Raw genomic sequence first — 22703 nt, 5'->3', positions numbered from 1 at the left:
CCGCCCGCTGGGGGCGCGCCCCGGGGCGGGGGGCGCCGCCCCCCGGGGGGGGGGGGCCCCACGACATGAACGGCGGCATGATCGACCGCCTGCGCTCCATGCCGATCCGCAGCTCCGCCGTGCTGACCGGGCACGTCACGGCCAGCATCGCCCGCAACGCGCTGTCCACCACGATCGTGGTCGGCGCGGCGATCGCGATGGGCTTCCGCCCGTCCGCGTCACCGCTGGAGTGGGTCGCCGCGGTCGGGCTGCTCCTGCTCTACGTGCTGGCGCTGTCGTGGCTGGCGGCGGGGTTGGGCTCGGTGGCGAAGTCGGTCGAGTCGGCCAGCACGTTGAGCTTCCTCATGCTGTTCCTGCCGTACCTGAGCAGCGCGTTCGTGCCGACGCACACCATGCCCGCGTTCTTGCGGGGCATCAGCGAGCACCAGCCGATCACGCCGATCATCGAGACCGTGCGCGGCCTGCTCACCGGCACCCCGATCGGCGACCAGGGGTGGGTCGCCACGGCGTGGTCGGTCGGCCTGCTGGTGGCCTCGTTCGTCGTGGCCAACGCCCTCTTCCGGCGGCGCGTCAACGACTGAGGCGGTTAGCATCGCCCCATGCCGGACGACGCCGGGGCGCCGCGCAGGGTGTTCATCAGCCACACCTCCGAGCTGCGCCGCTACCCGGCGGGCACGTCGTTCGTGGACGCGATCGAATCCGCGATCACCCGGGCCGGCGACGTCGTGGCGGACATGCGCTACTTCGCCGCCCGGGACGAGCAGCCGGAGCAGGTGTGCCGCGACGCGGTGGCCGCCGCGGACGTCTACGTGCTGCTGGCGGGTTTCCGCTACGGCTCGCCGGTGCGCGGCCGGCCGGAGCTGTCGTACACCGAGCTGGAGTACGAGGCCGCGGGTGACGCGGGACTGCCCCGCCTGGTCTTCCTGCTGGACGAGGACGCGGAAGGCCCGGCCGGACTGTTCCGCGACCCGCGGCACGGCGCGCGCCAGGAGGGTTTCCGCGAACGCCTGCGCGACAGCGGCGTCACCGCGGCCGCGGTCTCGTCACCGGCGGAGGCGGAAACCGCCGTCTACCAAGCGTTGACCGAGCTGCGCCGCCCGCGGGGCCGATCCCCCCGCGTCTGGAGCGTCCCCGCGCGCCTGGCCCGCTTCACCGGCCGGGAGCGACTGCTGGACGACCTCCGCGCCGCGCTGTCGTCGAGGACGCCCGCTGTGGTCCAGGCCGTGCACGGCATGGGTGGCGTCGGGAAGACCACCGCGGCTCTGGAATACGCCCACCGGCACGCCGACGAGTACGACATCGCCTGGTGGGTGCCGTCCGGCGCGCCGGAGCTGATCCCGGACCGATTAGCCGAACTGGCCAGGGCCCTGCGCCTGGCCGACGGCGCCGACACCGCGGCCGTCGCGGTGGCCCGCCTGCTGGGCGAGCTCCGCACCCGCGACCGGTGGCTGATCGTCTTCGACAACGCCGAAGACCCCGCCGCGCTCACGGAGCACCTGCCCACCGGTCCCGGCCACGTCGTCATCACCTCCCGCAACCCCGACTGGACCGACATCGCGCACCCGCTCGGCGTCGCCGAGTTCACCAGGGCCGAGTCGGTCCGCCTGCTCCGCGACCGCGCGCCCAGGCTGACCGGGCCGGACGCGGACCGGATCGCGGAGGCGTTGGGCGACCTGCCCCTGGCCGTCGACCAGGCCGCCGCGCTGCTGGCCGACACCACCCTCACCGCCGAGACCTACCTGGACCTGCTCGCCGAGCGCGCCCACGACCTCCTCGCCCAAGGCCGAGCCTCCACGCCCGCCTCGTGGACGGTGGCGCTCGACCGCCTCGCCGCCGACGACCCGGCCGCGCTCCAACTGCTCGCGCTGATCGCCTGGCTGGCGCCCGAACCGGTGCCGTCGACGCTGATCGCCGACCACCACGAAGTCCTGCCCGACCCGCTGGCGTCCGTCGCCGCCGACCCGCTGGCGCTCGCCGCCACGCTGGCCACCATCCGCCGTCGGGCCATGGCCCGGGTGAGCCCCGACAGCGTGCACCTGCACCGGGTGCCGGCCGCGTTGCTGCGCGCCCGGGCGGAGCCGGGCCTGGCCACCGCCGCGTTCCAGGTCGTGTACGAGGCCGTGCCGGCGAAGTCGGCGGACGATCCGTCGGTGTGGCCCGCCTGGCGGCAACTCCTGTCGCACGTGCTGGTCGTCGTGGGCCCCGCCCGTGACCTCGGCGTGGCGACCGGCCGGACGATGCGGCTGGTGTGGCAGGCGGCGGTGTACCTGCGCGGCCAGGGCGAGGCCCGCCGGGCGCTACCCCTCTTCGAACGCACCCACCGGATCGCGCGCTCGGCGTACGGCGACGACGACCAGGTGACCCTGGCGGCGGTCGGCAACCTCGCCGCCTGCGCCTTCGACCTGGGTGAGCACCGACGTGCCCGCGAGCTCCAGGAGGCCGCGCTGGCCCGCAGCAGGGTCGTGCTCGGCGAGGACCACCCGCAGACCCTCACGTTCCTCAACGACCTCGCCGCCACGTCGTGGTCGATGGGCGAGGTCGAGCACGCGCGTGAGCTGGGGGAGGAGGTGCTGGGGCGGCGGAAGCGGGTGCAGGGCGAGGACGACTTCGGCACGCTGGCCGCGGCGGCCAACCTCGCGGGCTTCCTCACCGCGACGGGGGAGGTGGAGGCAGGCCTGGCGCTGCACGAGGAAACCCTTGCGCGCCTGCGCGGTCTCCTGGGCGACGACCACCCCAGTACGCTCGAATCCGCGGTCAACCTGGCGAGCGAGTTGTACACACTGCGCGAGTTCGAGCGCGCTCGCGAGTTGTACGAGGACTCGGTCGCACGCATGCGGCGAGTGCTGGGCGAGAGCCACCCGCGGACGTCGGCCACGGTCGTGCACCTGGTCGGCGTCCTGATCGCCCTGGGCGAGATCGAGCGGGCCCGAGCCTGGTGGGACGAGTTCGGCCTCTCGGAGCGCTACCCCTGAGCGCTACTCCTCCAACCGGTGCACGACCACGATCCCGCCGTGCAGCGGCAGGTGGCGGCGTTCGCCGTCGGTGGCCACGTACTCGTCCAGCACGGCGCCGATGCGGCTGCCGCACGTGGTGCAGCACGGTCCCGGGGTCGCGGCCCAACCGCTCGGCCAACTGCTTGTTGGTCGTCCTGCCGCTGGTCGCCGTCCAGACCACCCGCGAATCGACGCGGCCCAGGCGGCGTAGTCGTCAGTGCCGTCCCGACGCCGCGTCGATCACCTCGTCCAGCACGTCCCGCGACCGCACCAGCTCGCCGATCATCCGGTCGATGCGGTCGCGTTCGGCGGTGAGGTCGCCCACCAGTCGTGGCGTGGCGATCTCGGACGGCCCGCCGTCCGCGTCCCGCATGCACGGCAGCATCAGCGCGATCTTCTTGCTGCTCAACCCGGCGGCGAACAGCTCCTGGATGCGGATGACCCGGTCGACCGCGCGGTCGGGGTACTCGCGGTGGCCGCCGGTGGTGCGGTCGGACGTCAACAGCCCCTGCTGCTCGTAGTACCGCAACGAGCGCACGCTCACCCCCGTGCGCCCGGCCAGCTCACCGATCCGCATGCCACACCCCGCGCGACTCGAACCTGACACTGATGTCAACTCCTACCGCAGCCGCGCGACGCGCACAACCACCTCACCCGACGCGGACCGCCTCGTGACCCAGGGCGCGGAGGAACCAGTCGAACGCGGGCGCCGCGCTCTCCGGCGCCCGCCACCCGTTGACCACGGCCAGCAGCCGCAGGTACCGCTCGCGGCGGGGGTCGTTCGCGGTCTCCAGCAACGCCGTCAACCGGTCGACCGGCACGTGCGGCACCCGGGCCAGGACCTCGGCGACGACCCGACCGGCCTCGGCCGACGTCGGCTCGACCCCGGCGGCCAACGCCGGACCGACCGCGTCGCGGACCACCGCCGCCGGATGGGGGCGCAGGCCCTCGCGCACCAGGACGTGGTGCTCGACCAGCCGCCGCACGCACGCCTGGAAGTCCGGGTCCTGCGCGAGCCGCGCCAGCTCCACCCAGGCCTCGACCTGCGCGACATCCGGCTGCTCGGGCAACTCCGGCGTCATGGACCGCATGACGCCCGCGAGCGCCGGGTCGTCCGCCAGGTCGCCGAACGCGCGGTCGAGGAAGTCGTCGACGAGCTGCCGGCGCCCGTCTTCGGAAAGCTTGGCCAAGTTGTGCATGAGACTCATCTCCTCGGGGCCGGCACCGCGCTCCGCCACGACCGTCAGCACCGCCCGGCGCAGCCGGAGCACGCCGATCCTCGCCGCCAGCGCCTCCGCGTGCGCCGCCGCCACCTCGGCCAGCGTGAGCTCCCGGTCCAGGACCCGCCGGATCGTCGGCAGGTCGAGCCCCAGCTCGCGCAACGTCCGCAGGAGGTCCAGGCGTGCCACGGCGTCGTGGTCGTAGAGCCGGTAACCGGCCGGGCTGCGACCGGTCGGCGGCACGATCCCCTCGTCGGAGTAGAACCGGATCGCCTTGACCGTCAACCCGGTCCGCCGAGCCAGCTCACCGATCGGGAAGACCGCTTCGCCGTCCATGCCCACCACCCTCGCGTCTCCCCTTACCGGAGACTCAAGGCTTCCACCCCGTCCGGAGCGTCTCGACGCCGTTCACCGTGTGCCGCGGTGTGGGACACCCACCGCGACCGGTCCTGACCGCCTTCACCCGGCCAGGAGCTCGCGCGCCAAGACCTCGCCCCACCACCGCTCCACCCGGTCGGGGCGCCAGGCGCGCTCGACGGTCAGCGTCGTGTAGACGTCGATGTTGCACAGCGCCGCGTAGACGTCGACGGCCGACCGCACGTCCAAACCGGACCGCAGGGTGCCGTCCGGCCAGGACGAGAACACCTGGGCGCGGGTGTCGTCGCCACCCCGGCGGCCCGCCTCGTACGCCGCCGCCAGCGCGGGCTCGGTCCGGCCCGCCTCGCGCACGAGCGCGATGACGTCACCCGAGCGCTCGAACAGCCGCCGGTCGTAGGCCGCCATCGCGGCGAGCTGCCGCGCCGGACCGGCCGACGCGTCCTCCAGCACGGCCAGCGTCGCCACCGGGTCGGCGGAGATGTCCGCCGCGTCGGCGACGGCCCGCACGAGCCCCGCCTTGTCGCCGTACGCCGCGTACACCGTGGGAACCGAGACCTTCGCCTCCTCGGCCACCGCGCGCACCGTCGTCGCCGCCCACCCGTGCGCGACGAAGAGCCGGCGCGCCGCACGGGCGATCTCGGCCCGCGTCTCGCGCGCTTGCGCGACCCGTCGCAACGAGTCGTACCGGCGCTTGCCCGTCTCGCCCACGCTCACCTCTTGATGCTGGCTATATTGATTATATGTCACGTAAAGCCAAAGTGTCCGAACCGCCGCCGACCAGCGCGTTCGGGCGCATCGCGGGCTTCTCCGGCCTCGGCTTCGCCGCCCTGATCGTGCTGGCCAACGCCATCATGGTGCCCACCGGCCTGCCGACGACCGGTGCGGACACCGCGGACGTCATCGCCTACTTCCCGGCCAACCGAGGGGTCGTCGGCGTCGCATCCGCCCTGACGCCGGCGGCCTGGGCGCTGTCCACCGTCTTCGCCGCGGGCGCGGTGGCGGCGCTGTGGCGGTCCGACCGCGGGCGCGGCGAGGCGTGGTCCCTGGTCGGGTTCGCCGGCGTGCTGCTGCAGAACGGCGCGTTCGCCGGCGTGACCGCACTGCGCCTGGCCGTGGCCGACGACCCCGGCGGTGCCCTCTGGTCCCTGCACGACGCCTTATTCACCCTCAACGGCGTGTTCCTGGCGTCGGCACTGCTCGGCTTCTCGGTCGGCGGACGGCGCGCCGGCCTCATTCCGGTGTGGCACGCCCGGCTCGGCCTGCTGTCGGCCGCGTTGCTGTTCACCTCGGCCACCCTGACCCCGCTCGTCATCGGCGGCCCGGGAGCGCTCGGACTCCTGGGCCTCACCGGCTGGCTGCTGTGGGTGGCGTGGGTGGTCGCCTACTCCGCCGCCCTCATCCGTCGACGCGTGCCTGACGTCCGGTCGTCGCCGGCGCCGTGATGTCGTGCAACTAGTGGGTTGCACGACGATAGGTCGACGTGCAACCATTTGGTTGCACATAAACGCCGGCACCCGAAGGAGCTCCCTCATGAGCGAAGACCGGATCGAGCGCGACACGCTGATCGACGCCTCCGTCGAGCGCGTCTGGTCGCTGGTGTCCGCACCGGGCTTCTGGGTGGCCGACCCGGAGGGCTTCGAGGCCACCACCGCCGTCGAAGGCGCGTCGGTGGTGGCCAGGAACTCCGAGCACGGAGACTTCCCGGTGCGCGTGGTGAAGGTCGAGCCGCACTCGTACGTCGCTTACCGCTGGGCCCCGGCCTTCCCCGGCCACGAGCTGACCGAGGGCAACAGCACCCTGGTGGAGTTCACGCTGTCCGCCGAGGGCGGCAAGACCCGCCTCACCGTGGTCGAGAGCGGGTTCGCCGCGCTGGCGGTGTCCGACGACGTGCGCGCGCGGACGATCGACGACAACGCCGCCGGCTGGCCGCAGGTGCTCGACGCGTCGAGGAAGCGCGTCGAGGAGTCGACCGTGTGACAGCGCAACCGGGCGGCGAGGTCGGCGACGTCCTCGTCGCGCTGGCCGACCCCACCCGCCGCCTGCTGCTCGACCTGATCGCCGCGCGGGACGCGGTCACCGCCACGACGCTCGCCGGGCGGCTGCCCGTCTCCCGGCAGGCGATCGTCAAGCACCTCGCCGTCCTGGAGGCCGCCGGGCTCGTCGTCGGCCACCGGGTCGGACGCGAGGTGAGGTACTCGCCGCGGCCCTCCGCGCTGGACGCCACCACGCGGTGGATGTCCGCGCTCGCGGTCGGCTGGGACCGCCGGTTGGCCGTCGTCAAGCGGGCCGCCGAGGCGTGAGAACACCGCGTCGGCCGGGCGTTCGGACCCGGTCCCGCCCTGGACCACCCGAGCGGCCCGGCCGCGAATCACGGCCGCACCACGACCACCCCGGGGGACAACCCCGAGAAAGGGATCGCATCGTGACTGCCGAGACGTCCTCCCCGCCGCGGTTCAGCGGCAGGCAGCGGCTGGTCCTCCTCGTCCTGCTCGGCGCGGCCTTCGTGTTCGCCGCCGACTACTCCATCCTGAACGTCGCCCTGCCGCAGGTCGGCGCGGGCGTCGACATGGGCTTGACCCAGCTGCCGTGGATCGTGTCCGCGTACACGCTGCCCGCGGCCGGTTTCATGCTGCTGTCCGGTCGGTTGGCGGACCTGTACGGCCGGCGCAAGCTGTTCCTCGCGGGCCAGGTCCTGCTGGCCGCGGCATCGCTGCTCGGCGGTTTCGCGACCAACCCGGAGGTGCTGCTGGCCGCCCGCGCGTTGCAGGGCCTCTCCACCGCCATGGCCATTCCCGCGGGGCTGTCGCTCATCACCACGACGTTCCCCGAGGGCAAGGCGCGGGCCCGCGCCCTCGGCCTCAACGGCGCCATCCTCTCCGGCGGCTTCACCGCGGGCGCGCTGCTCGGCGGCGTCCTCGTCAGCCTGCTGAGCTGGCGGGCCGCGTTCTTCGTCAACATCCCGTTCGCCGTCGCCATCCTGATCGCCACGCCCCTGCTGATCGGCGAGAGCCGGACGCCGCAGCGGCAGCGGCTCGACGTGCCGGGCGCGGTGGCGGTCACCGGAGGTCTGCTGGCCGTGGTCTACGCGATCATCGAGAGCAGCCTCGTGGCCGCCGTGCTCGGCGTGGTGCTGCTGGGCGTCTTCTGGGTGGTCGAATCGCGGTCGTCCGCGCCGCTGGCGCCGGTGCGCTTCCTCAAGAAGCGCACGGTGTTGTGGGGCAACTACGCGGGACTGGTGATCTTCTCCATGGAGACCGGCATGATCTTCCTGATGACGCTCCACCTCCAGGACGTGCTGGAGTTCGACCCGGTGGTCACGGGCCTCGTCTTCGGCGTCCCCGGCCTCGCGGCCGTGTTCGCGGGTCCCGTCGCCGGTCGCGTCATCGGCAGGCACGGCGCCCGGAACGTGCTGACCACGGCGTTGGCCCTGCAAGCGCTGACGATCCTGCCGCTGGTGTTCCTCGGCGCGAGCCGGCTTGGGCCGGTGCTGCTGGTGCCCGCGCTGTTCCTCGGGTTCTTCGCGCACGTCGCGTGCATCGTGGCGTACACGGTGATCGGCACCTCGGGCCTGCCGAACGACGAGCAGGGCCTGGCGACCGGCCTGACCTCGATGACGCAGCAGGTGGCCATCACCGTCGGCGCGCCGATCATGGTCGCGGTCGCCGCCACGCAGGCCGACCGGTTGGCGGGCACCCACCTCGCGCTCGCGGTGAACGTGGCGGTGACGCTCGTGAGCGTGGCCCTCATCCGGTTCGGCCTGCGTCGCCGTGACGAGGAGGGCCGCACCCCGGCCCGGGCGACCGTGGCGGCGGTCGCCTGACACCCGGCGTCAGCTCTTCCACGAACAAAGGGGATTCGACATGACGACGCTCAAGCCCGGCAGCATGTTGCTCGGCACGACCCGTCCCGCCGAGCTGCGGGCGTGGTACGTCAAGGCGCTGGCGCCGGGGTCCACCGGTGACGGCCCGATCGACCTGGGCGGCTTCCTGCTGGTGGTCGACGGTCGCGACGACGTCGCTGCCGAGAACGACGAGCCGGGACGCGTGATCATGAACTTCCACGTCGACGACTTCGACGCCGCGCAGGCCCAGCTGAACGCGGCCGGCGTGGAGTGGATCTCGATCGCGGACCGGGAGGCGGGCAAGTTCGGCACGTTCGCCGACCCCGACGGCAACTACCTCCAGATCATCATGTGGAACGAGGACGCCTGAGGGCGGACGGCGCACGCGTGCCCGGCCGGCGGTGGTCGCCGACCGGGCACGCGTGCCGCCCGCGGGTCAGGCCGCCGGGTGGATCGAGGTCTCCGTGATGCTCGTCCAGTCGTTGCCGGTGTTGCCGTAGCCGACGACGCGCACGTAGCGGGCCGAGGTGTCGGGGATGTCGTAGGTCTCCGACTGGAGCGTCGTGCCCGCGCTGGAGCCGGAGAACCGGTCGGTCCACGCGGTCCCGTCGGTCGACGTCTGGATCCGGAAGTCGTGCCGCCGGGTGTCGCCCTTGTGCCAGGCCAGCTTCACCGCGCCGACCGCGCGGGCCGAACCGAGGTCGTACCGGATCCACACGCCGTCGCCCTCGTCCGACCACCGGGTGGCCAGGTCGCCGTCGAGGGTGTTGCCCGGCACGTTCCCGTCGTGCCCGCTCGCGGTGACCGCCGAGACCGGCAGCGGCGTGCCGGTCGGGGGCTCGGGCTGGGGGGTGCTGTCGCCCAACGCCACCTTGTGGATGATCGTCTCGCCGTAGTTGCCCGCACCGCACGGGCTGGAGTTGCCGCAGTTGGCCTGCGTGTAGGCGCCCGCCTTGAAGTAGCCGGTGCTGAACGAGGCGCTCAACGTGGCCGCCGGCGCGCCGTTGTAGTAGGCGTTGATCTTCCCGCCGGACACGACGAACTTGACCTGGAACCGCGTGTTCAGCCGGAAGTCGTCGGTCACCAGCTTGTAGTGCGCGTTGTCGCCGTTGGTGACGTAGAGCTTGCTGCCCTCGACCCGGAACACGGAGATGTCGTCGTCACCGCCGTGGATCTGCCCGACGACCAGGTGCGGCTTGTCGTTCGGCAACCGCGTGACGGTCTGGTCGACGGTCATCACGTGCGTCCCGGACGTGGACGACCAGGCCGCGTTCTGCGTCCCGTTCATCTCCCGCAACTCCGACCGCGGGTAGTTCGACCCGCTGGTGGTGACCCCGTTCACCGCTGCCCGGAACCGCACCCCGCCGCACCCGGCGTCGGCCACGAACCAGGGGTCGACCCGGTAGGTCGCCAACGCGGGCTGCTTGACCTCGTCCGGGTCCTCCTCCCCGCCGATCGGCAACTGGATCTTCCAGTTGCGCAGGTCCAACACCTGGGCCGGGAAGTCGCACGCCGCGGCCACCGACCCCGGCGCCGCCACGACCAACGCACCGGCCGCCACCGTGCCGGCGGCCAACAGTCCAAGAACTCGTCCCATGCCGCCATCGTGCTGACCCGGCCCCCGGCCGGACGGCCCTTGTCGCCTTCCTGCCACGGGTCCCGGCCGTCTCACGGCCGGCGGTGGAGGTCGAGCCCGGTCGTCCCCGGCGCCTCCGCGCCCGGCAGCAGCCGCATGTCGCGGTCGTAGTCGCCGACGAGCGACCGGAACGGGACCGGCTCGTCGGTGAAGAGCCCGTCCAGCCGACGCGCGTACTCCCGCCGCGCCGCCGCGTACTCGTCCGCCGGCAGGTCCACCGTGCCGTAGACCGCGAACGGCTCGAGCGGTGCCATGCCGGTGAACCACAGCACGCCGTGCTGGATCGGGAAGAGGAGGTCCGCCAGCGCGCCGTGGACGCCCCGGTCGGTGAACGCCGACGCACGGCCGCCGATCGTCACCGACAGCAGCGCGCGCCGTCCGCCCAGCGCGGCGCCCTCGGTGTAGGGCGGTGGGACTGCCGGCCCGTGCGCGAAGGCGTTGGTGAAGACGCGGTCGACCCAGCCCTTGAGGATCGCGGGGAAGGAGAACCACCACATCGGGAACTGCAGGACGACCGCGTCCGACCAGCGCAGCTTCTCCTGCTCGGCCGCGACGTCGGACGTCAGCCGACCCGCCAGCGTGGCGTGCTCGTGCGCGGCCAGCACGTCCAGCGGCCCGTCACCGGCGTGGTCGGGGACGTCGTCGGCGTCCACGGTCGACTTCCACTTCATCGCGTAGAGGTCGGACACCCGCACCTCGTGACCGGCGGCGCGCAGGTGCTCGATCGCGAAGGAGGTCAGGGCGCCGTTGAGGGACCGCGGTTCCGGGTGCGCGCTGACGACGAGGATCTTCTTCGTGCTCATGCCGCCACGTTCGCCGGTCCGTGGCGCGGCAGCCAGTACCCGGTCCGTCCGGCGGTCCGGCGATCCTGGTACCGCGAGGGCCAGGGAATACTGGGAGGCATGGACGGCGTGGACGACCGCACCGAGGACGTCGAGGGGATCGGCGACGCGCGGCGTGCGCTGGGTGCGTTCCTGCGCGCCCGTCGGGCACGTGTCGCTCCGGAGCACGTCGGCCTGGCCGGCGGCCGTCGGCGACGGGTCCGCGGCCTGCGCCGCGAGGAGCTGGCCCAGCTGGCGGGCATCAGCGTGGACTACTACGTGCGCCTGGAACAGGGCCGTGCCACCCAGCCGTCACCCGAGGTGCTGGACTCGCTGGCCCGGGCGCTCGGGCTCGACCCGGCCGAGCGGGCGCACCTGACCACCCTCGTCGAAGCCAGGCACGGCGCCGCGCCCAGCACCCGCGTGAGCCCGTTGCTGGGACGGATCGTGGCCGCGGTCGGCGACTTCCCGGCGTTCGTGACGAACCACCGCCTCGACGTGGTCGCGTGGAACAGCCTGGGCAGCGAGCTGTTCGGCGGCCTGTCCGACCCCACCCGCCGCGACCGCAACAACGCCAGGTACCTGTTCCTCGACCCGGCCTCGCGCGCCCTGTACCCGGACTGGGAGGCCCGGGCCGCGGAAGCCGTCGGCCAACTGCGGGTCGCCGCGGGCCGCTACCCGGACGACGGCGACCTGGCCGAGCTGATCACCGACCTGTCCGCCCGCAGCCCCGACTTCCGCCGGATCTGGGCCGGCGGCGAGGTGGTGGTCTGCGGTGCGGGCCGCAAGCGCCTCCGGCACCCGGAGGCGGGCGTCCTCACGCTGGACTACGAGACCCTCCACGTGCCCGCCACGTCCGGCGAGACGGGCCTGCTCGTGCACGTCTTCAGCGCCGAGGAGGGCACGGAGGAGTCCGCCGCGCTCGCCCACCTGGCCGCGGCGGTGTGACCCGACCTCCGCCGTCGGCGTGACGCCACGACCGGGCCCGAGGCCATCCGGGCGCGGCGCGCCGGCGGTAGCGCCGGTCACGCTTGTGAACGCTCACTCAGGTGACTAGTCCAGGCCAGGGCGCGTATCCAACACGGTGAACGATCTCTTGACGATCGTCTCTGTTAACGCTCACACTCCCCGGTGGAAACGCTGGCTTTTCCTACGGCGGTGGAACTCAGAGTGGAGCACCCCTCATGACGACAGCGCAGCGGTCGGTCGGAAGACCCGGCCGACGGTGGATCAGCGCCCTCGTGGCGGCGACCCTGCCGGTCACCCTCGGGGTCGCGCTCTCCGCGGTGACCGCCCCCAGCGCGGGGGCGGTCGAAGGGGAGACGTGGACCGACGACTTCGCCTCGACGACGCTGCGCCCCGAGTGGGAGATCGTCAACGAGGACCCGGGCGGCTGGTCCCTCGTCGACGGATCCCTGCGGGTCACCGGCCAGACCGGTGACACCTACCAGGCGGTCAACACGGCGCGGAACGTGTTCGTGGTCGACATCCCGGCGGGCGACTTCACCGCCGAGGTGACCGTGCGCGCCCCGGTCGCCCAGACCTACCAGGGCGCCGGGCTGATCGCCTGGCAGGACATGGACAACTACGTCCGCTCGGGCTTGACCTTCGTGGGCGCACTGGCCCCGTCCGGGATCGCGATCGAGAACGACGTCGAGACCGCCGCGTCGTTCCGCGCCGAGCGGTTCGTCGACCGGCCGGGCTCGACCGGCGAGACGCTGCAGCTGCAGCGCGTCGGCGACACCATCACCACCCGGTACAAGGACGCCTCCGGGACCTGGGTGGACGCCTCCGCGGTCACCGCCGCGTTCCAGACGACCCAGGTCGGCGTCTACGCCCTCGGCGCGCTCGACGGCACCACGCTCGCCGCCGCGTTCGACGACTTCCGGGTCACCGCGGCCGCGGGCCGGGACATCCAGCCCGACGGCACGTTCTCGATCAAGGACGCCGGTGGCGCCCACCTGGTCGAGACCGAGGCCGGACTGGCCCTCTCGCCCGAGCCGCCGCTGTCCGCCCTGGTCTTCACCGCTGCCGCCCAGGCCGACGGCACGGTCCACCTGCGCACGGCCGAGGGCGACCGCCCGGTCGTCGTCACGGACGGCCGCCTCGCGCTCGGCCAGACCGGCGGCGCGGCCTCGCCCGTGCGGCTGACCGACGCCGCGGGCGGCGAGCTGTTCCTGCGCGACGCCGAGGGCGCCGGCTACGCGGGCGGCACGGGCCCGCTGACGTTCGGTGACAAGGCCTCCGCCGTCCGCTTCAAGCTCTCCCGGGTCAGCACGTCCGACGCCGAGCTGGCCATCGACGGCGACGCCGCCGCCGCGCAGATCAGCGACACGATGTTCGGCATCTTCTACGAGGACATCAACTACGCCGCCGACGGCGGCCTCTACGCCGAGCTGGTGCGCAACCGGTCGTTCGAGTTCAACTCCTCGGACAACGGGAGCTTCACCGGCATGACCGGCTGGGAGGTCGTCAACGGCGGCGGCGCGGCTCCGCAGGCGCTCGTCGTCGACGACGACACCCGGCTCAACGCGATGAACCGCAACCACTTCAGGCTGGTCGCCGACGGTCCCGGCGACGGCCTGCGCAACCTCGGCTACAACCGCGGCTTCGCGGTCAAGGCGGGCGCGACCTACGACGCCTCGGTCTGGGCGCGCACCACGACCGCCCAGAACCTGGCCATCCGCCTCGTCAGCGCCGACGGAGCCGTCACCTACGCCGAGGGCGCCGTGGCCGTCGACGGCTCGGACACCTGGAAGCAGTACCCGGTGACGCTCACCGGCGCCGCCACCACCGACGCGGCCCGGCTCGTCGTCACGGCGGGCGTGGCCTCGGTGGTCGGCCTCGACATGATCTCGCTCATGCCGCAGGACCGCTGGGTCGGCCCGGTGAACGGCAAGTCGGTCCTGCGCAAGGACCTGGCCGAGAAGGTCGCCGCGATGAAGCCGACGTTCCTGCGCTTCCCCGGCGGCTGCGTCACCAACGTCGGCACGTTCCGCACCTACGAGGAGAGCGGCTACACCGACCGCCGCCGCACCTACCAGTGGAAGGAAACCATCGGCGCGGTCGAGGAGCGCCCGACCAACTGGAACTTCTGGGGCTACAACCAGACCTACGGCATCGGCTACCTGGAGTACTTCAAGTTCGCCGAGGACCTCGGCGCCGAGCCGCTGCCCGTGGTCTCGGTCGGCGCCAACGGCTGCGGCAGCACCATCCCCGAGATGAAGGACCCGGCGATGATCGCCCGCTGGGTCGACGACACCCTCGACCTCATCGAGTTCGCCAACGGCGACGTCACCACCGAGTGGGGCGCCAAGCGGGCCGCGCTCGGCCACCCGGCGCCGTTCGGGCTGGAGATGATCGGCCTGGGCAACGAGGAGAACACCACGACCTTCGAGGCGAACTTCCCGGCGTTCCGGGACGCCATCGAGGCGCGGCACCCGGAGATCACCATCATCTCCAACTCCGGCCCGGACGACGCGGGCGTGCGGTTCGACACCCTGTGGGACTACAACCGCCGCCAGAACGTCGACATGGTCGACGAGCACTACTACAACGACCCCGACTGGTTCCTGCTGAACAACCACCGCTACGACAGCTACGACCGCAACGGCCCCAAGGTGTTCCTGGGCGAGTACGCCTCGCGCGGCAACACGTTCCGCAACGCCCTGGTCGAGGCGTCGTACATGACGGGTCTGCAGCGCAACGCCGACGTGGTCCGGCTGGCGTCCTACGCGCCGCTGCTGTCCAACGAGTCGTACGTGCAGTGGAACCCGGACGCGATCTGGTTCGACAACGACGAGTCCTGGAGCACCCCCAACTGGGAGGTGCAGAAGATGTTCGGCAACAACGTCGGTGACGAGGTCGTGCCGAGCACCTTCACCGGCTCGGTCAACCAGTCGGTCGTCAACGGCGGCATCTTCCTCTCCACCTGGAACACCGCCGCGGCCTACGACAACGTCAAGGTCACGTCCAACGCCAACGGCGAGACGCTGTTCTCCGACGACTTCGGCAACGGCGACCAGTGGAACCCGGTCGCCGGCAGCTGGGGCGTCACCAACGGCGAGTACGTCCAGTCGTCCGCCACGACCACGGACGCGCGCAGCATCATCGACGACGCGTACGCGAAGAACTGGACCAACTACACCCTGGAACTCGACGCCAAGAAGACCGCCGGCGCCGAGGGCTTCCTCATCGGGTTCGGCGCCAAGGCCACCAACGACTTCTACTGGTGGAACCTCGGCGGCTGGAACAACACCCGTTCGGTGCTGCAGAAGGCGTCCGGCGGCAGCGCGGTCGAGGTCAAGTCGGTCGAGGGCCACAGCGTGGACACCGGCGCGACCTACCGCGTGAAGGTCGTCGTCGCGGGCAACACCATCTCGCTGTACCTCAACGGCGAGCTGCAGATGACCTACGAGTCCGGCGCCGACGAGAAGCTGTTCCAGGTCGTCACGCGGGACGAGGCGAGCGGCGACATCGTGGCCAAGGTGGTCAACACCTCGGACGAGACCGTCCGCACGCGGGTCAAGGTCTCGGACGCGGGCGTGCTGCCCGACGGCGAGGTCACCCAGATGACCGGCGCGCCCGGTGACACCAACACCAAGGCCGACCCGACCAAGGTGGTGCCCACGACCCGGCAGATCAGCGGGCTGTCGAACGACTTCGGCTACGACTTCCCCGCGCAGTCGATCACGTTCCTGCGGATGCGCACCACCGACGCCGTCGCCCCGGTCGTCGACGACGTGACGCTGCGCGGCACGACCGTCAACGGCTGGTACGGCGACCCGGTCACGGTGTCGGCGACCGCCACCGACGACCGGAGGCTCGACCGGATCGAGTTCCGCGTCGACGGCGGCGCGTGGCTGCCCGGCACGGAGGTCCAGGTCAGCGGCGACGGCCGGCACACCGTGGAGGTGCGCGCCGTGGACGCGGCGGGCAACGTCGGCGTGGTCCGCCCGGTGACGTTCGGCATCGACGGCGTCGCACCGGTCTCCAACGCCACCGTGGACGCCGCCGCGCGCACCGTCTCGGTCCGCGCGGCGGACTCCGGGGTCGGCGTCGACCGGATCGAGACCCGGAGCGGCGCGGCCGACTGGCGGCCGTACACGGCTCCGGTCGTGGTGGGCGACGCCGAGACCGCGGTGCAGTTCCGCGCGGTCGACCGGCTGGGCAACGTGGAGCAGCCCGGAGCGGTCGTGGTGCCCGCGAAGCAGGCGCAGTTGAAGTCGACCACGACGACGGTGACGCCGTCGAGGCCGAAGGTCGAGAAGGGCGCCGTCATCCCGCTGACCGTGAAGGTCGGCAGCACCTCCGGCGGCACGACGCCGTCCGGCGAGATCCGAATCCTGGAGTCGTCCGTGCCCCTGGCCTCAGCGACCTTGACCAACGGGACCGCCACGGTGTCGCTCGACACCAGCGGCCTGAGCGTCGGTGACCACACCCTCGTCGTGCGCTACGTCGGCGACGGCGGGCACAGCCCATCGCAGACCAGCGTGGTCGTGCGGATCACCAAGCCGCGGAGAGGGTGAACGGGATGAAGATCGCACTGCGGAAGCGGACCGCCCTCGCGCTGCTGGGTGCCGCGCTCGTGGCGGGCGGGCTCACCGCCGCGCCCGCCCACGCGGCCGGACCTCGGGTGGCCTCGTACACGGTGGAAGAGACGGCACAGGCGGCGGTCGACGCCGTCACCCTGACCGACGTCGACGGCGTCCGGGGCAACCTCACCCTGCCCCGGACCGGGGCTCACGGCGCGGTGCTGGCGTGGCGGTCGGGCGACGAGAGCGTCGTGACCGGCACGGGCGAGGTGACCCGGCCCGCGCAGGGCAGCGAGCCGGTGACGGTGGACCTGACCGTCACCGCCACGCTGAACGGCGGCACGGCGACCCGCACGATCCCGGTCACCGTGCTCCCGATGCCCGCCCCGGCGCCGCACGAGGCGTACTTCTTCCCGTACTTCGTCGGTGAGAGCACCGACGACGGCGAGAAGATCTACTTCGCCGCGTCGAAGGGTAACGACCCGCTGTCGTGGGACGAGCTGAACAACGGCCGTCCCGTGCTCACCTCGACCATGGGGGAGCAGGGCCTGCGCGACCCGTTCCTCATCCGGTCGCACGAGGGCGACAAGTTCTACCTGCTCGCGACCGACCTGAAGATCTACGGCGGCAACAACTTCAGCGAGGCGCAGGAGTCCGGCAGCAAGCACCTCATGGTGTGGGAGTCCACCGACCTGGTGCACTGGTCGGAGCAGCGGATGATCAAGGTGTCGTCGGACTTCGCCGGCAACACCTGGGCGCCCGAGGCGTTCTACGACGAGGCGTCGGGCGACTACGTCGTCTACTGGGCGTCGAACCTCTACCCGACGACCGACGTCACCTCCCGCGACTTCCGGACCTCCTACAACCGGATGATGTACGCGACCACGCGCGACTTCCGCACGTTCAGCGAGGCGAAGCCGTGGGTGGACGTCAAGCGGGGCACCGGTCTGGGCATGATCGACGCGACCGTGGTGCGCGACGGCGACACGTTCTACCGGTTCATCAAGGACGAGGCGTCCATGACGGTCCGGCAGGAGAAGTCGACCGACCTGCTCGCCACGGTCACCGGGACGTTGCCGACCACGACGTCCTCGCCGTGGTCCCTGGTGCGCGAGCGCATCGGCGTCGGCCAGCCCAACCCGTGGGGCGGCACGTTCACCGGCGGCGAGGGTCCGACGGTGTTCCGCGACAACGTCGTGCCGGGGCGCTGGCACATGCTGATCGACCAGCCGAGCTACCACGGTGGTCAGGGGTACCTGGCGTTCCGGACCGACGACATCGCCTCCGGTGTCTGGACGTCGGTGCCGGACTCGGCGCTGCCCCGCAGCCCGCGGCACGGCACGGTCATCCCGATCAGCCAGGCCGAGCTGGACGCGCTGCGCGCGGCGATGCAGCCGAACCTGCTGGCCAAGTCGGTCGCGTCGGTGTCGGTGCGCACCCGCGAGGGCGTCGCCCCGGCGCTGCCGTCCACTGTGGACGTCACCTACGCGGACGGTTCGACCCGTGCGACCGCGGTCGACTGGGCCGACGTGGACCCGGCGCAGTACGGGACGTGGGGCTCGTTCCAGGTCCCGGGCACGCTCGCGGGCCAAGCGGTCCGCGCGACGGTGACGGTGATCGTGACCGACCGCCTCGATCCGACGGTGTCGTTGAGCACGACGCCCGCGTCGCCGACCGGCGACTGGTTCACCGTCCCGGTCGAGGTGAAGGCCACGGCCGCCGACGAGACCGGCGTGCAGTCCGTCGAGCTCGCCGTGGACGGCGGCTGGCGGACCACCGACGTGGTCACGCTGACCGACGGCAGGCACACCGTGCAGGCGAGGGCCACCGACGTCACCGGGAACGTGTCGAGCCCGGTGACCAGGTCGATCAACGTCGACACGCAGGCGCCGGTCAGCCGGGCTTCGTGGAACGGCACGGCCCGGTCCGTGTCCATCGCGGCCGCGGACGACACCTCCGGCGTCGCACGGGTCGAGTACCAGGTCGGCGACTCGGCGTGGACGACCTACACCTCGCCGCTGCCGTTCGGCGACGTCGCCGCGACGGTGCGGTACCGGGCCGTCGACCAAGCCGGCCACGTCGAACAGGTGAACACGATCTCCGTGCCCCGGGAGACCTTCGACGCGAGCAAGACGACCGCCACCCTCAACCGTGACGCGGTCAGACTGGGCGGCGACGCCTACGCCCGCGTCGAGGTCAGGGGCGGCCCGCACACCCCGACCGGCAGCGTCCGCATCATCTCCGGAGGAGACCTGGAAGTCGGCCGCGGCACCCTCGTGAACGGCCGCGCGACCATCGCCATCGACACGGCCACCCTCGGCACGGGCCGCTGGCCCCTGACCGTCGTCTACGACGGCGACGCCAACCACACCTCATCCACCACGACCGTCACCCTGAAGGTCAACAAGCGCTAGGTGCTCGCCGAAGCGGTCGTCCCGGGCCCGTCCCGGGACGACCGCTTCGCCATGTCCTCGGACCCGACCCGGTCGGTAGGATCGTCGGCGTGGATCTGGACGACACCGCCGCCCGACTCGGGGTCGCCGTCGAGGACGTCGACCGCGTGCACCGGCTCGCCGGCGACCTGCCGTCGGCTCCGCTGCCCGCCAAGGCCGACGCGCCCGCGATCCTCGACCGGCTCGCCGTGCGGCCGGACGACGCCGCCGAGATCATGGCCGGCTGGCCCGACCCCGACTCTCCACTGTGGACCCCGGAGCTGCGCTGGCTGCTCGACCGCTCCATCGCCCTGGTCCGCGCCGATCTCGGTGGCCACGGCTGGCTGCCACCCGGCCCGGAGCTGCCGCGCGACCGCGGCCCCGCCTGGCGGCACCTCTACGTGTACGCGTACCTGGCCCTGACCGACGTCGTCCGGGGTTACCACCGCGACCACGGCATCGCCGACGCCGTCTCGTGGACGACCCTCGCGGACCTGGGTCGGAACCTCGCGATCGACCGGCGGATGCGCGGCGAGGGCTGGCCGGTCATGCAGAGCTGGTTGACGCTGCACGCGCGGGGCAGCGTCTACGAGCTGGGCCGGCTGCAGCACCAGCGCGCTGACGGCACCATCGACCTGCACATCCCCGAGTCGGGCCCGATGACCCCGGAGGCGGTCACGGCGTCACTCGACGAGGCCCGCGCGTTCTTCCCGCGCCACTTCCCGGACGAGCACTTCACCGCGTTCGCCTGCGGTTCGTGGCTGCTCGACCCGCAGCTTCGGGAGTACCTGCCGGAGGACTCCAACATCGTCCGGTTCCAGCGGAGGTTCGACCTGGAGCCCTACGAGGAGCCTGAAGGACTGGACGCCGACGTCGAGGTGCTGCGCTTCGCCTTCCGAACCCTGACCACCCCACTCGACCAACTACCCCGCCGCACAGCGCTCCAACGCGCGATCGTCGACCACCTGAAGGCCGGCCATCACTGGCAATGGCGCCGCGGCCGCTTCCCGATCTAGCCGCACCTGGCTCGTGTCCAGCAGCCGCCGATGGCAGTGGCGACCGCGCTGCCGACTCCGCTCCGGACACGGCCGGATGCACGAGTAAGGCCCTTGACCGCGTTCGCGCTGGTCAAGGGCCTTTTCGTGCTGTTCATGCGATGTGCCCCCGGCAGGATTCGAACCTGCGCTCCCGCCTCCGGAGGGCGGTGCTCTATCCCCTGAGCTACGGGGGCCGCAGCTACGGGTGGAAGCTTAGCGCACTGCGGACGGTTGGTTTCACCCCCTACCCTCTTCGGTTGTGGAGTCAGGGCGCGAGGGTGTGGTTCGGAGCGGTGACCTGCGGATTCGGGTGGTGCAGGGTGGGGTGGTCGGGGCGGTTCCCGTGGTGTTGGTGCACGGGTTCCCCGACACGTCCGAGGTGTGGGACGGGGTGGTGCGGGAGCTCGAGAAGCGGTTCTGGGTGGTTCGGTATGACGTGAGAGGGGCCGGGGGGTCGGACGCGCCGCGTGGGGGTGGGAGTCAGGGGTACCGGCTGGAGCGGTTGGTCGAGGACCTCGTGGCGGTGGTGGGGGCGGTCGGTGGGCCGGTTCACCTCGTCGGGCACGACTGGGGGTCGTTGCAGGGTTGGGCGGCGGTGGTGGCTCGGCCCGAGTTGTTCCTGTCGTTCACCAGCATCTCCGGGCCAGATCTGGGGCACCTCGGCGACTGGGTCGGGCGCAATCGCTTGCGGCCGGTCGCGGTGGCGAGGGTGTTGGGGAAGTCCTGGTACATCGCGGGGTTCAAGGTGCCCGGTGCGGCGGAGCTGGTGTGGCGGGTGCCCGCGGTCCGGAAGTGGTTGCGGGCGGGACGGCGGGAGTTGGTCAACGGGTTGGGGATGTACCGGGCCAACGTGGGGCAGGGGCGGAAGCCGGAGAAGGTCTCGGTGCGGGTTCACCAGATCGAGTTGACCAAGGACCCGTACGTGCGGCGGGAGCACCTGGAAGCGGCGGAGCCCTGGGTCGAGCACCTCACGCGGAGCAGGGTCCAGGCCGGGCACTGGGCGCCGCGGACGCACCCGGAGCTGGTCGCACGGCACATCGCGGACGCCGTCGACGGCAAGCGGCGGAAGCGGCTCGTGGTCATCACGGGGGCGGGGAGCGGGATCGGCAGGGCCACGGCGGCGGCCTTCGCGGAGCAGGGCGCCGAAGTGGTCGTGCTCGACGTCGACGACGAGAAGGCGCGGGACACGGCCGAGCTGGTCGGCGGACACGCCTACCGGGTCGACGTGGCGGACTCGGCGGCGATGCGGACCGTGGCGGACGAGGTCATGGCGCGGCACGGGGTGCCGGACGTGGTGATGGCGAACGCGGGCATCAGCGTGGTCGGCTCCTTCCTCCGCACGTCGGAGGAAGACTGGCGACGGGTCGTGGACGTCAACCTCTGGGGCGTCGTGCACACGCTGAGGGCCTTCGCCCAGCGGATGGTGGACCGGGCCGAAGGAGGGCACCTCGTCGTCACGTCATCGGTGGTCGGCTACCTGCCGAACGCCGCGCTGCCCGCCTACTCGACCACGAAGGCCGCCGTCCTCATGCTGGCCCAGTGCCTGGACGCCGAACTGCGGCGGCACGGGATCAAGGTGACCGCGCTGTGCCCGGGCGCCGTGCGCACCGACCTCACCAAGACCTTCACGTTCGCCGGCGCCACACCGGCCGAGCAGGAGGAACGACGCCGCCGGGCCGACGCCACGGCACGCAGGCGCGGCTTCGGGCCGGAGAAGGTCGCGGCCGAAGTGCTCAGGGTGGTGGACGACCCCAGGGTGGTGGTACCCGTCACGGTGGAGGCGAAAGCCGTGCACCTGGCCAACCGGATCGCACCCGGCCTGGTCCGCGCCCTGGGCCGGTTGTGGCGCCCCTGACACTCGAGTTGCACTCATGCGCATGTGACTATATGTTCCGCTCATGGGTCACGGACACGGCCACGGTGTGCCGTCGGGGAGCGCCAAGCACCTCGGCCGGCTGTGGATCGCCTTCGGCATCGGCGCGGCGTTCATGGCGCTGGAGTTCGTCGTCGGCATCGCCACCGGCTCGCTGGCCCTGATCTCCGACGCGGCCCACATGCTCACCGACGTCCTGGGCGTCGGCATGGCGCTGGCCGCCATCATGCTGGCCCGCCGCGCGCGAACGGGCGGCAGCCGCACGTTCGGCCTCTACCGGGCCGAGGTGCTGGCCGCGCTGGCCAACGCCGTGCTGCTGTTCGGCGTGGCCGGTTACGTCGTGTACGAAGCCGTCGGGCGGTTCGGCAACCCGCCCGAGGTGCCCGGCCTGCCCGTCGTGCTGGCCGCCACCGCGGGCCTCGCGGCCAACGTCGTCTCGTTCTTCCTGCTCCGGCAGGGCGCGAAGGACAGCATCAACGTCCGCGGCGCGTACCTGGAAGTCCTGGCCGACCTCATCGGGTCGGTCGGGGTGCTCGTCAGCGGCGTCGTCACGCTGGTCTTCGGCTGGCGCTACGCCGACCCGATCATGGGTGTCGCGATCGGCCTGTTCGTCCTCCCGCGCACGTACAAGCTGGCCGCGAGCGCCCTGAGGATCCTCTTCCAGCACGCGCCGGAACGGCTGGACGTCGCCGAGATGCAGGCCGACCTGAGCCGCCTGCCCGGCGTGGCCGAGGCGCACGACCTGCACGTCTGGACGCTCACCTCGGGCATGGAGGTCGCCTCCGCGCACCTCACCACCCGTGACCAAGTGGACCCGGCCGACGTGCTGCGCGCCGCGCAGGCGCTGCTGGCCGAGCGCTACCACATCGAGCACGCCACGCTCCAGGTCGAACCAGGAGATTCCGCGCGCCGGTGCCGCGAAATCTCCTGGTGACCCT

At 72.1% G+C, this 22703-nt stretch carries 18 protein-coding genes, 1 tRNA gene and 1 pseudogene; 13 read left to right on the top strand and 7 right to left on the bottom strand.

What is annotated here, in order from left to right; genetic code table 11:
• Positions 1 to 77 precede the first annotated feature (77 nt).
• Together LNK82_RS42930 and fxsT are read left to right on the top strand one after the other, a co-directional pair.
• A complete protein-coding gene (locus LNK82_RS42930) occupies positions 78 to 581 on the top strand; it encodes an ABC transporter permease (RefSeq protein WP_230572564.1) in 504 nt (167 codons plus the stop codon).
• An 18-nt stretch (positions 582 to 599) separates the two neighbouring features.
• The gene (gene fxsT, locus LNK82_RS42925) at positions 600 to 2972 is read left to right on the top strand and encodes an FxSxx-COOH system tetratricopeptide repeat protein (RefSeq protein ID WP_230572563.1); all 2373 of its coding nucleotides are present in this window, start codon (positions 600 to 602) and stop codon (positions 2970 to 2972) included.
• Between the two features lie 118 nt (positions 2973 to 3090).
• Here fxsT and LNK82_RS47370 read toward each other — a convergent pair.
• From LNK82_RS47370 to LNK82_RS42905, 4 genes and pseudogenes are all read right to left on the bottom strand, one after another.
• Positions 3091 to 3174: pseudogene (locus LNK82_RS47370) on the bottom strand (winged helix-turn-helix domain-containing protein); the annotation flags it as partial.
• Positions 3175 to 3207: 33 nt separating this feature from the next.
• Positions 3208 to 3570 carry a MerR family transcriptional regulator gene (locus tag LNK82_RS42915; protein ID WP_230572562.1) on the bottom strand — a complete coding sequence of 121 codons (363 nt, stop codon included), beginning with the start codon at positions 3568 to 3570 and terminating at the stop codon, positions 3208 to 3210.
• A 73-nt stretch (positions 3571 to 3643) separates the two neighbouring features.
• Entirely contained in the window at positions 3644 to 4549 is a 906-nt protein-coding gene (locus LNK82_RS42910) for a MerR family transcriptional regulator (RefSeq protein ID WP_230572561.1), read from the bottom strand.
• Between the two features lie 123 nt (positions 4550 to 4672).
• Positions 4673 to 5305: a TetR/AcrR family transcriptional regulator gene (locus tag LNK82_RS42905; RefSeq protein ID WP_230572560.1), complete on the bottom strand. Its 633-nt coding sequence runs from the start codon at positions 5303 to 5305 to the stop codon at positions 4673 to 4675.
• Between the two features lie 26 nt (positions 5306 to 5331).
• On the opposite strand from LNK82_RS42905, the gene LNK82_RS42900 reads away from it, so the two are divergent.
• The 5 genes from LNK82_RS42900 to LNK82_RS42880 all read left to right on the top strand — a co-directional run bounded on the left by LNK82_RS42900 (position 5332) and on the right by LNK82_RS42880 (position 8802).
• The gene (locus LNK82_RS42900) at positions 5332 to 6033 is read left to right on the top strand and encodes a hypothetical protein (RefSeq protein ID WP_230572559.1); all 702 of its coding nucleotides are present in this window, start codon (positions 5332 to 5334) and stop codon (positions 6031 to 6033) included.
• Positions 6034 to 6121: 88 nt separating this feature from the next.
• Entirely contained in the window at positions 6122 to 6568 is a 447-nt protein-coding gene (locus LNK82_RS42895; protein ID WP_230572558.1) for an SRPBCC domain-containing protein, read from the top strand.
• The gene (locus tag LNK82_RS42890; RefSeq protein WP_230572557.1) at positions 6565 to 6891 is read left to right on the top strand and encodes an ArsR/SmtB family transcription factor; all 327 of its coding nucleotides are present in this window, start codon (positions 6565 to 6567) and stop codon (positions 6889 to 6891) included. Before LNK82_RS42895 ends, LNK82_RS42890 begins: the two co-directional genes overlap by 4 nt.
• Positions 6892 to 7013: 122 nt before the next feature.
• Positions 7014 to 8411 carry an MFS transporter gene (locus LNK82_RS42885; RefSeq protein ID WP_230572556.1) on the top strand — a complete coding sequence of 466 codons (1398 nt, stop codon included), beginning with the start codon at positions 7014 to 7016 and terminating at the stop codon, positions 8409 to 8411.
• 40 nt (positions 8412 to 8451) lie between these two features.
• On the top strand, positions 8452 to 8802 hold the full coding sequence (locus LNK82_RS42880) for a VOC family protein (protein WP_230572555.1): 351 nt from the start codon (positions 8452 to 8454) through the stop codon (positions 8800 to 8802).
• A 66-nt stretch (positions 8803 to 8868) separates the two neighbouring features.
• On the opposite strand, the gene LNK82_RS42875 is transcribed toward LNK82_RS42880, so the two are convergent.
• Both LNK82_RS42875 and LNK82_RS42870 read right to left on the bottom strand, forming a co-directional pair.
• Positions 8869 to 10029 carry a polysaccharide lyase family 7 protein gene (locus tag LNK82_RS42875; protein WP_230572554.1) on the bottom strand — a complete coding sequence of 387 codons (1161 nt, stop codon included), beginning with the start codon at positions 10027 to 10029 and terminating at the stop codon, positions 8869 to 8871.
• A gap of 71 nt (positions 10030 to 10100) precedes the next feature.
• Positions 10101 to 10871 (bottom strand): NAD(P)H-dependent oxidoreductase, encoded by a 771-nt coding sequence (locus LNK82_RS42870; RefSeq protein ID WP_230572553.1) that lies wholly within the window; start codon positions 10869 to 10871, stop codon positions 10101 to 10103.
• Between the two features lie 99 nt (positions 10872 to 10970).
• Between LNK82_RS42870 and LNK82_RS42865 the strand changes: the two genes are divergently transcribed.
• From LNK82_RS42865 to LNK82_RS42850, 4 genes are all read left to right on the top strand, one after another.
• Positions 10971 to 11837 (top strand): helix-turn-helix transcriptional regulator, encoded by an 867-nt coding sequence (locus tag LNK82_RS42865; RefSeq protein ID WP_230572552.1) that lies wholly within the window; start codon positions 10971 to 10973, stop codon positions 11835 to 11837.
• 236 nt (positions 11838 to 12073) lie between these two features.
• Positions 12074 to 16417, top strand: a complete 4344-nt coding sequence (locus LNK82_RS42860) for an alpha-L-arabinofuranosidase family protein (protein WP_230572551.1) — start codon at positions 12074 to 12076, stop codon at positions 16415 to 16417.
• A 5-nt stretch (positions 16418 to 16422) separates the two neighbouring features.
• Entirely contained in the window at positions 16423 to 18837 is a 2415-nt protein-coding gene (locus LNK82_RS42855; RefSeq protein WP_230572550.1) for an OmpL47-type beta-barrel domain-containing protein, read from the top strand.
• Positions 18838 to 18926: 89 nt separating this feature from the next.
• Complete coding sequence (locus LNK82_RS42850; protein WP_230572549.1) at positions 18927 to 19871, top strand: acyltransferase domain-containing protein; 945 nt, start codon at positions 18927 to 18929, stop codon at positions 19869 to 19871.
• A gap of 143 nt (positions 19872 to 20014) precedes the next feature.
• Here LNK82_RS42850 and LNK82_RS42845 read toward each other — a convergent pair.
• Positions 20015 to 20086: transfer RNA gene (locus LNK82_RS42845), tRNA-Arg, on the bottom strand.
• A gap of 65 nt (positions 20087 to 20151) precedes the next feature.
• Between LNK82_RS42845 and LNK82_RS42840 the strand changes: the two genes are divergently transcribed.
• Together LNK82_RS42840 and LNK82_RS42835 are read left to right on the top strand one after the other, a co-directional pair.
• Positions 20152 to 21747: an SDR family oxidoreductase gene (locus LNK82_RS42840; protein WP_308257513.1), complete on the top strand. Its 1596-nt coding sequence runs from the start codon at positions 20152 to 20154 to the stop codon at positions 21745 to 21747.
• Between the two features lie 43 nt (positions 21748 to 21790).
• Complete coding sequence (locus tag LNK82_RS42835) at positions 21791 to 22699, top strand: cation diffusion facilitator family transporter (protein WP_230572547.1); 909 nt, start codon at positions 21791 to 21793, stop codon at positions 22697 to 22699.
• Positions 22700 to 22703 lie beyond the last annotated feature (4 nt).

It is taken from the genome of Saccharothrix luteola, from assembly GCF_020859565.1.
GTDB classification, from domain to species: Bacteria; Actinomycetota; Actinomycetes; order Mycobacteriales; family Pseudonocardiaceae; genus Actinosynnema; species Actinosynnema luteola.
The sequence above is the reverse complement of the archived record's forward strand: the minus strand, read 5'-3'. Positions and strand labels throughout refer to the sequence as shown.

Excerpts from the sequence above, each read along its gene's own strand:
- LNK82_RS42900 (WP_230572559.1), top strand. The coding sequence starts at position 5,332 with ATGTCACGTAAAGCCAAAGTGTCCGAACCGCCGCCGACCAGCGCGTTC.
- LNK82_RS42880 (WP_230572555.1), top strand. The coding sequence starts at position 8,452 with ATGACGACGCTCAAGCCCGGCAGCATGTTGCTCGGCACGACCCGTCCC.
- fxsT (WP_230572563.1), top strand. The coding sequence starts at position 600 with ATGCCGGACGACGCCGGGGCGCCGCGCAGGGTGTTCATCAGCCACACC.
- LNK82_RS42865 (WP_230572552.1), top strand. The coding sequence starts at position 10,971 with ATGGACGGCGTGGACGACCGCACCGAGGACGTCGAGGGGATCGGCGAC.
- LNK82_RS42895 (WP_230572558.1), top strand. The coding sequence starts at position 6,122 with ATGAGCGAAGACCGGATCGAGCGCGACACGCTGATCGACGCCTCCGTC.
- LNK82_RS42860 (WP_230572551.1), top strand. The coding sequence starts at position 12,074 with ATGACGACAGCGCAGCGGTCGGTCGGAAGACCCGGCCGACGGTGGATC.
- LNK82_RS42910 (WP_230572561.1), bottom strand. The coding sequence starts at position 4,549 with ATGGACGGCGAAGCGGTCTTCCCGATCGGTGAGCTGGCTCGGCGGACC.
- LNK82_RS42915 (WP_230572562.1), bottom strand. The coding sequence starts at position 3,570 with ATGCGGATCGGTGAGCTGGCCGGGCGCACGGGGGTGAGCGTGCGCTCG.
- LNK82_RS42855 (WP_230572550.1), top strand. The coding sequence starts at position 16,423 with ATGAAGATCGCACTGCGGAAGCGGACCGCCCTCGCGCTGCTGGGTGCC.
- LNK82_RS42875 (WP_230572554.1), bottom strand. The coding sequence starts at position 10,029 with ATGGGACGAGTTCTTGGACTGTTGGCCGCCGGCACGGTGGCGGCCGGT.
- LNK82_RS42835 (WP_230572547.1), top strand. The coding sequence starts at position 21,791 with ATGGGTCACGGACACGGCCACGGTGTGCCGTCGGGGAGCGCCAAGCAC.
- LNK82_RS42930 (WP_230572564.1), top strand. The coding sequence starts at position 78 with ATGATCGACCGCCTGCGCTCCATGCCGATCCGCAGCTCCGCCGTGCTG.
- LNK82_RS42870 (WP_230572553.1), bottom strand. The coding sequence starts at position 10,871 with ATGAGCACGAAGAAGATCCTCGTCGTCAGCGCGCACCCGGAACCGCGG.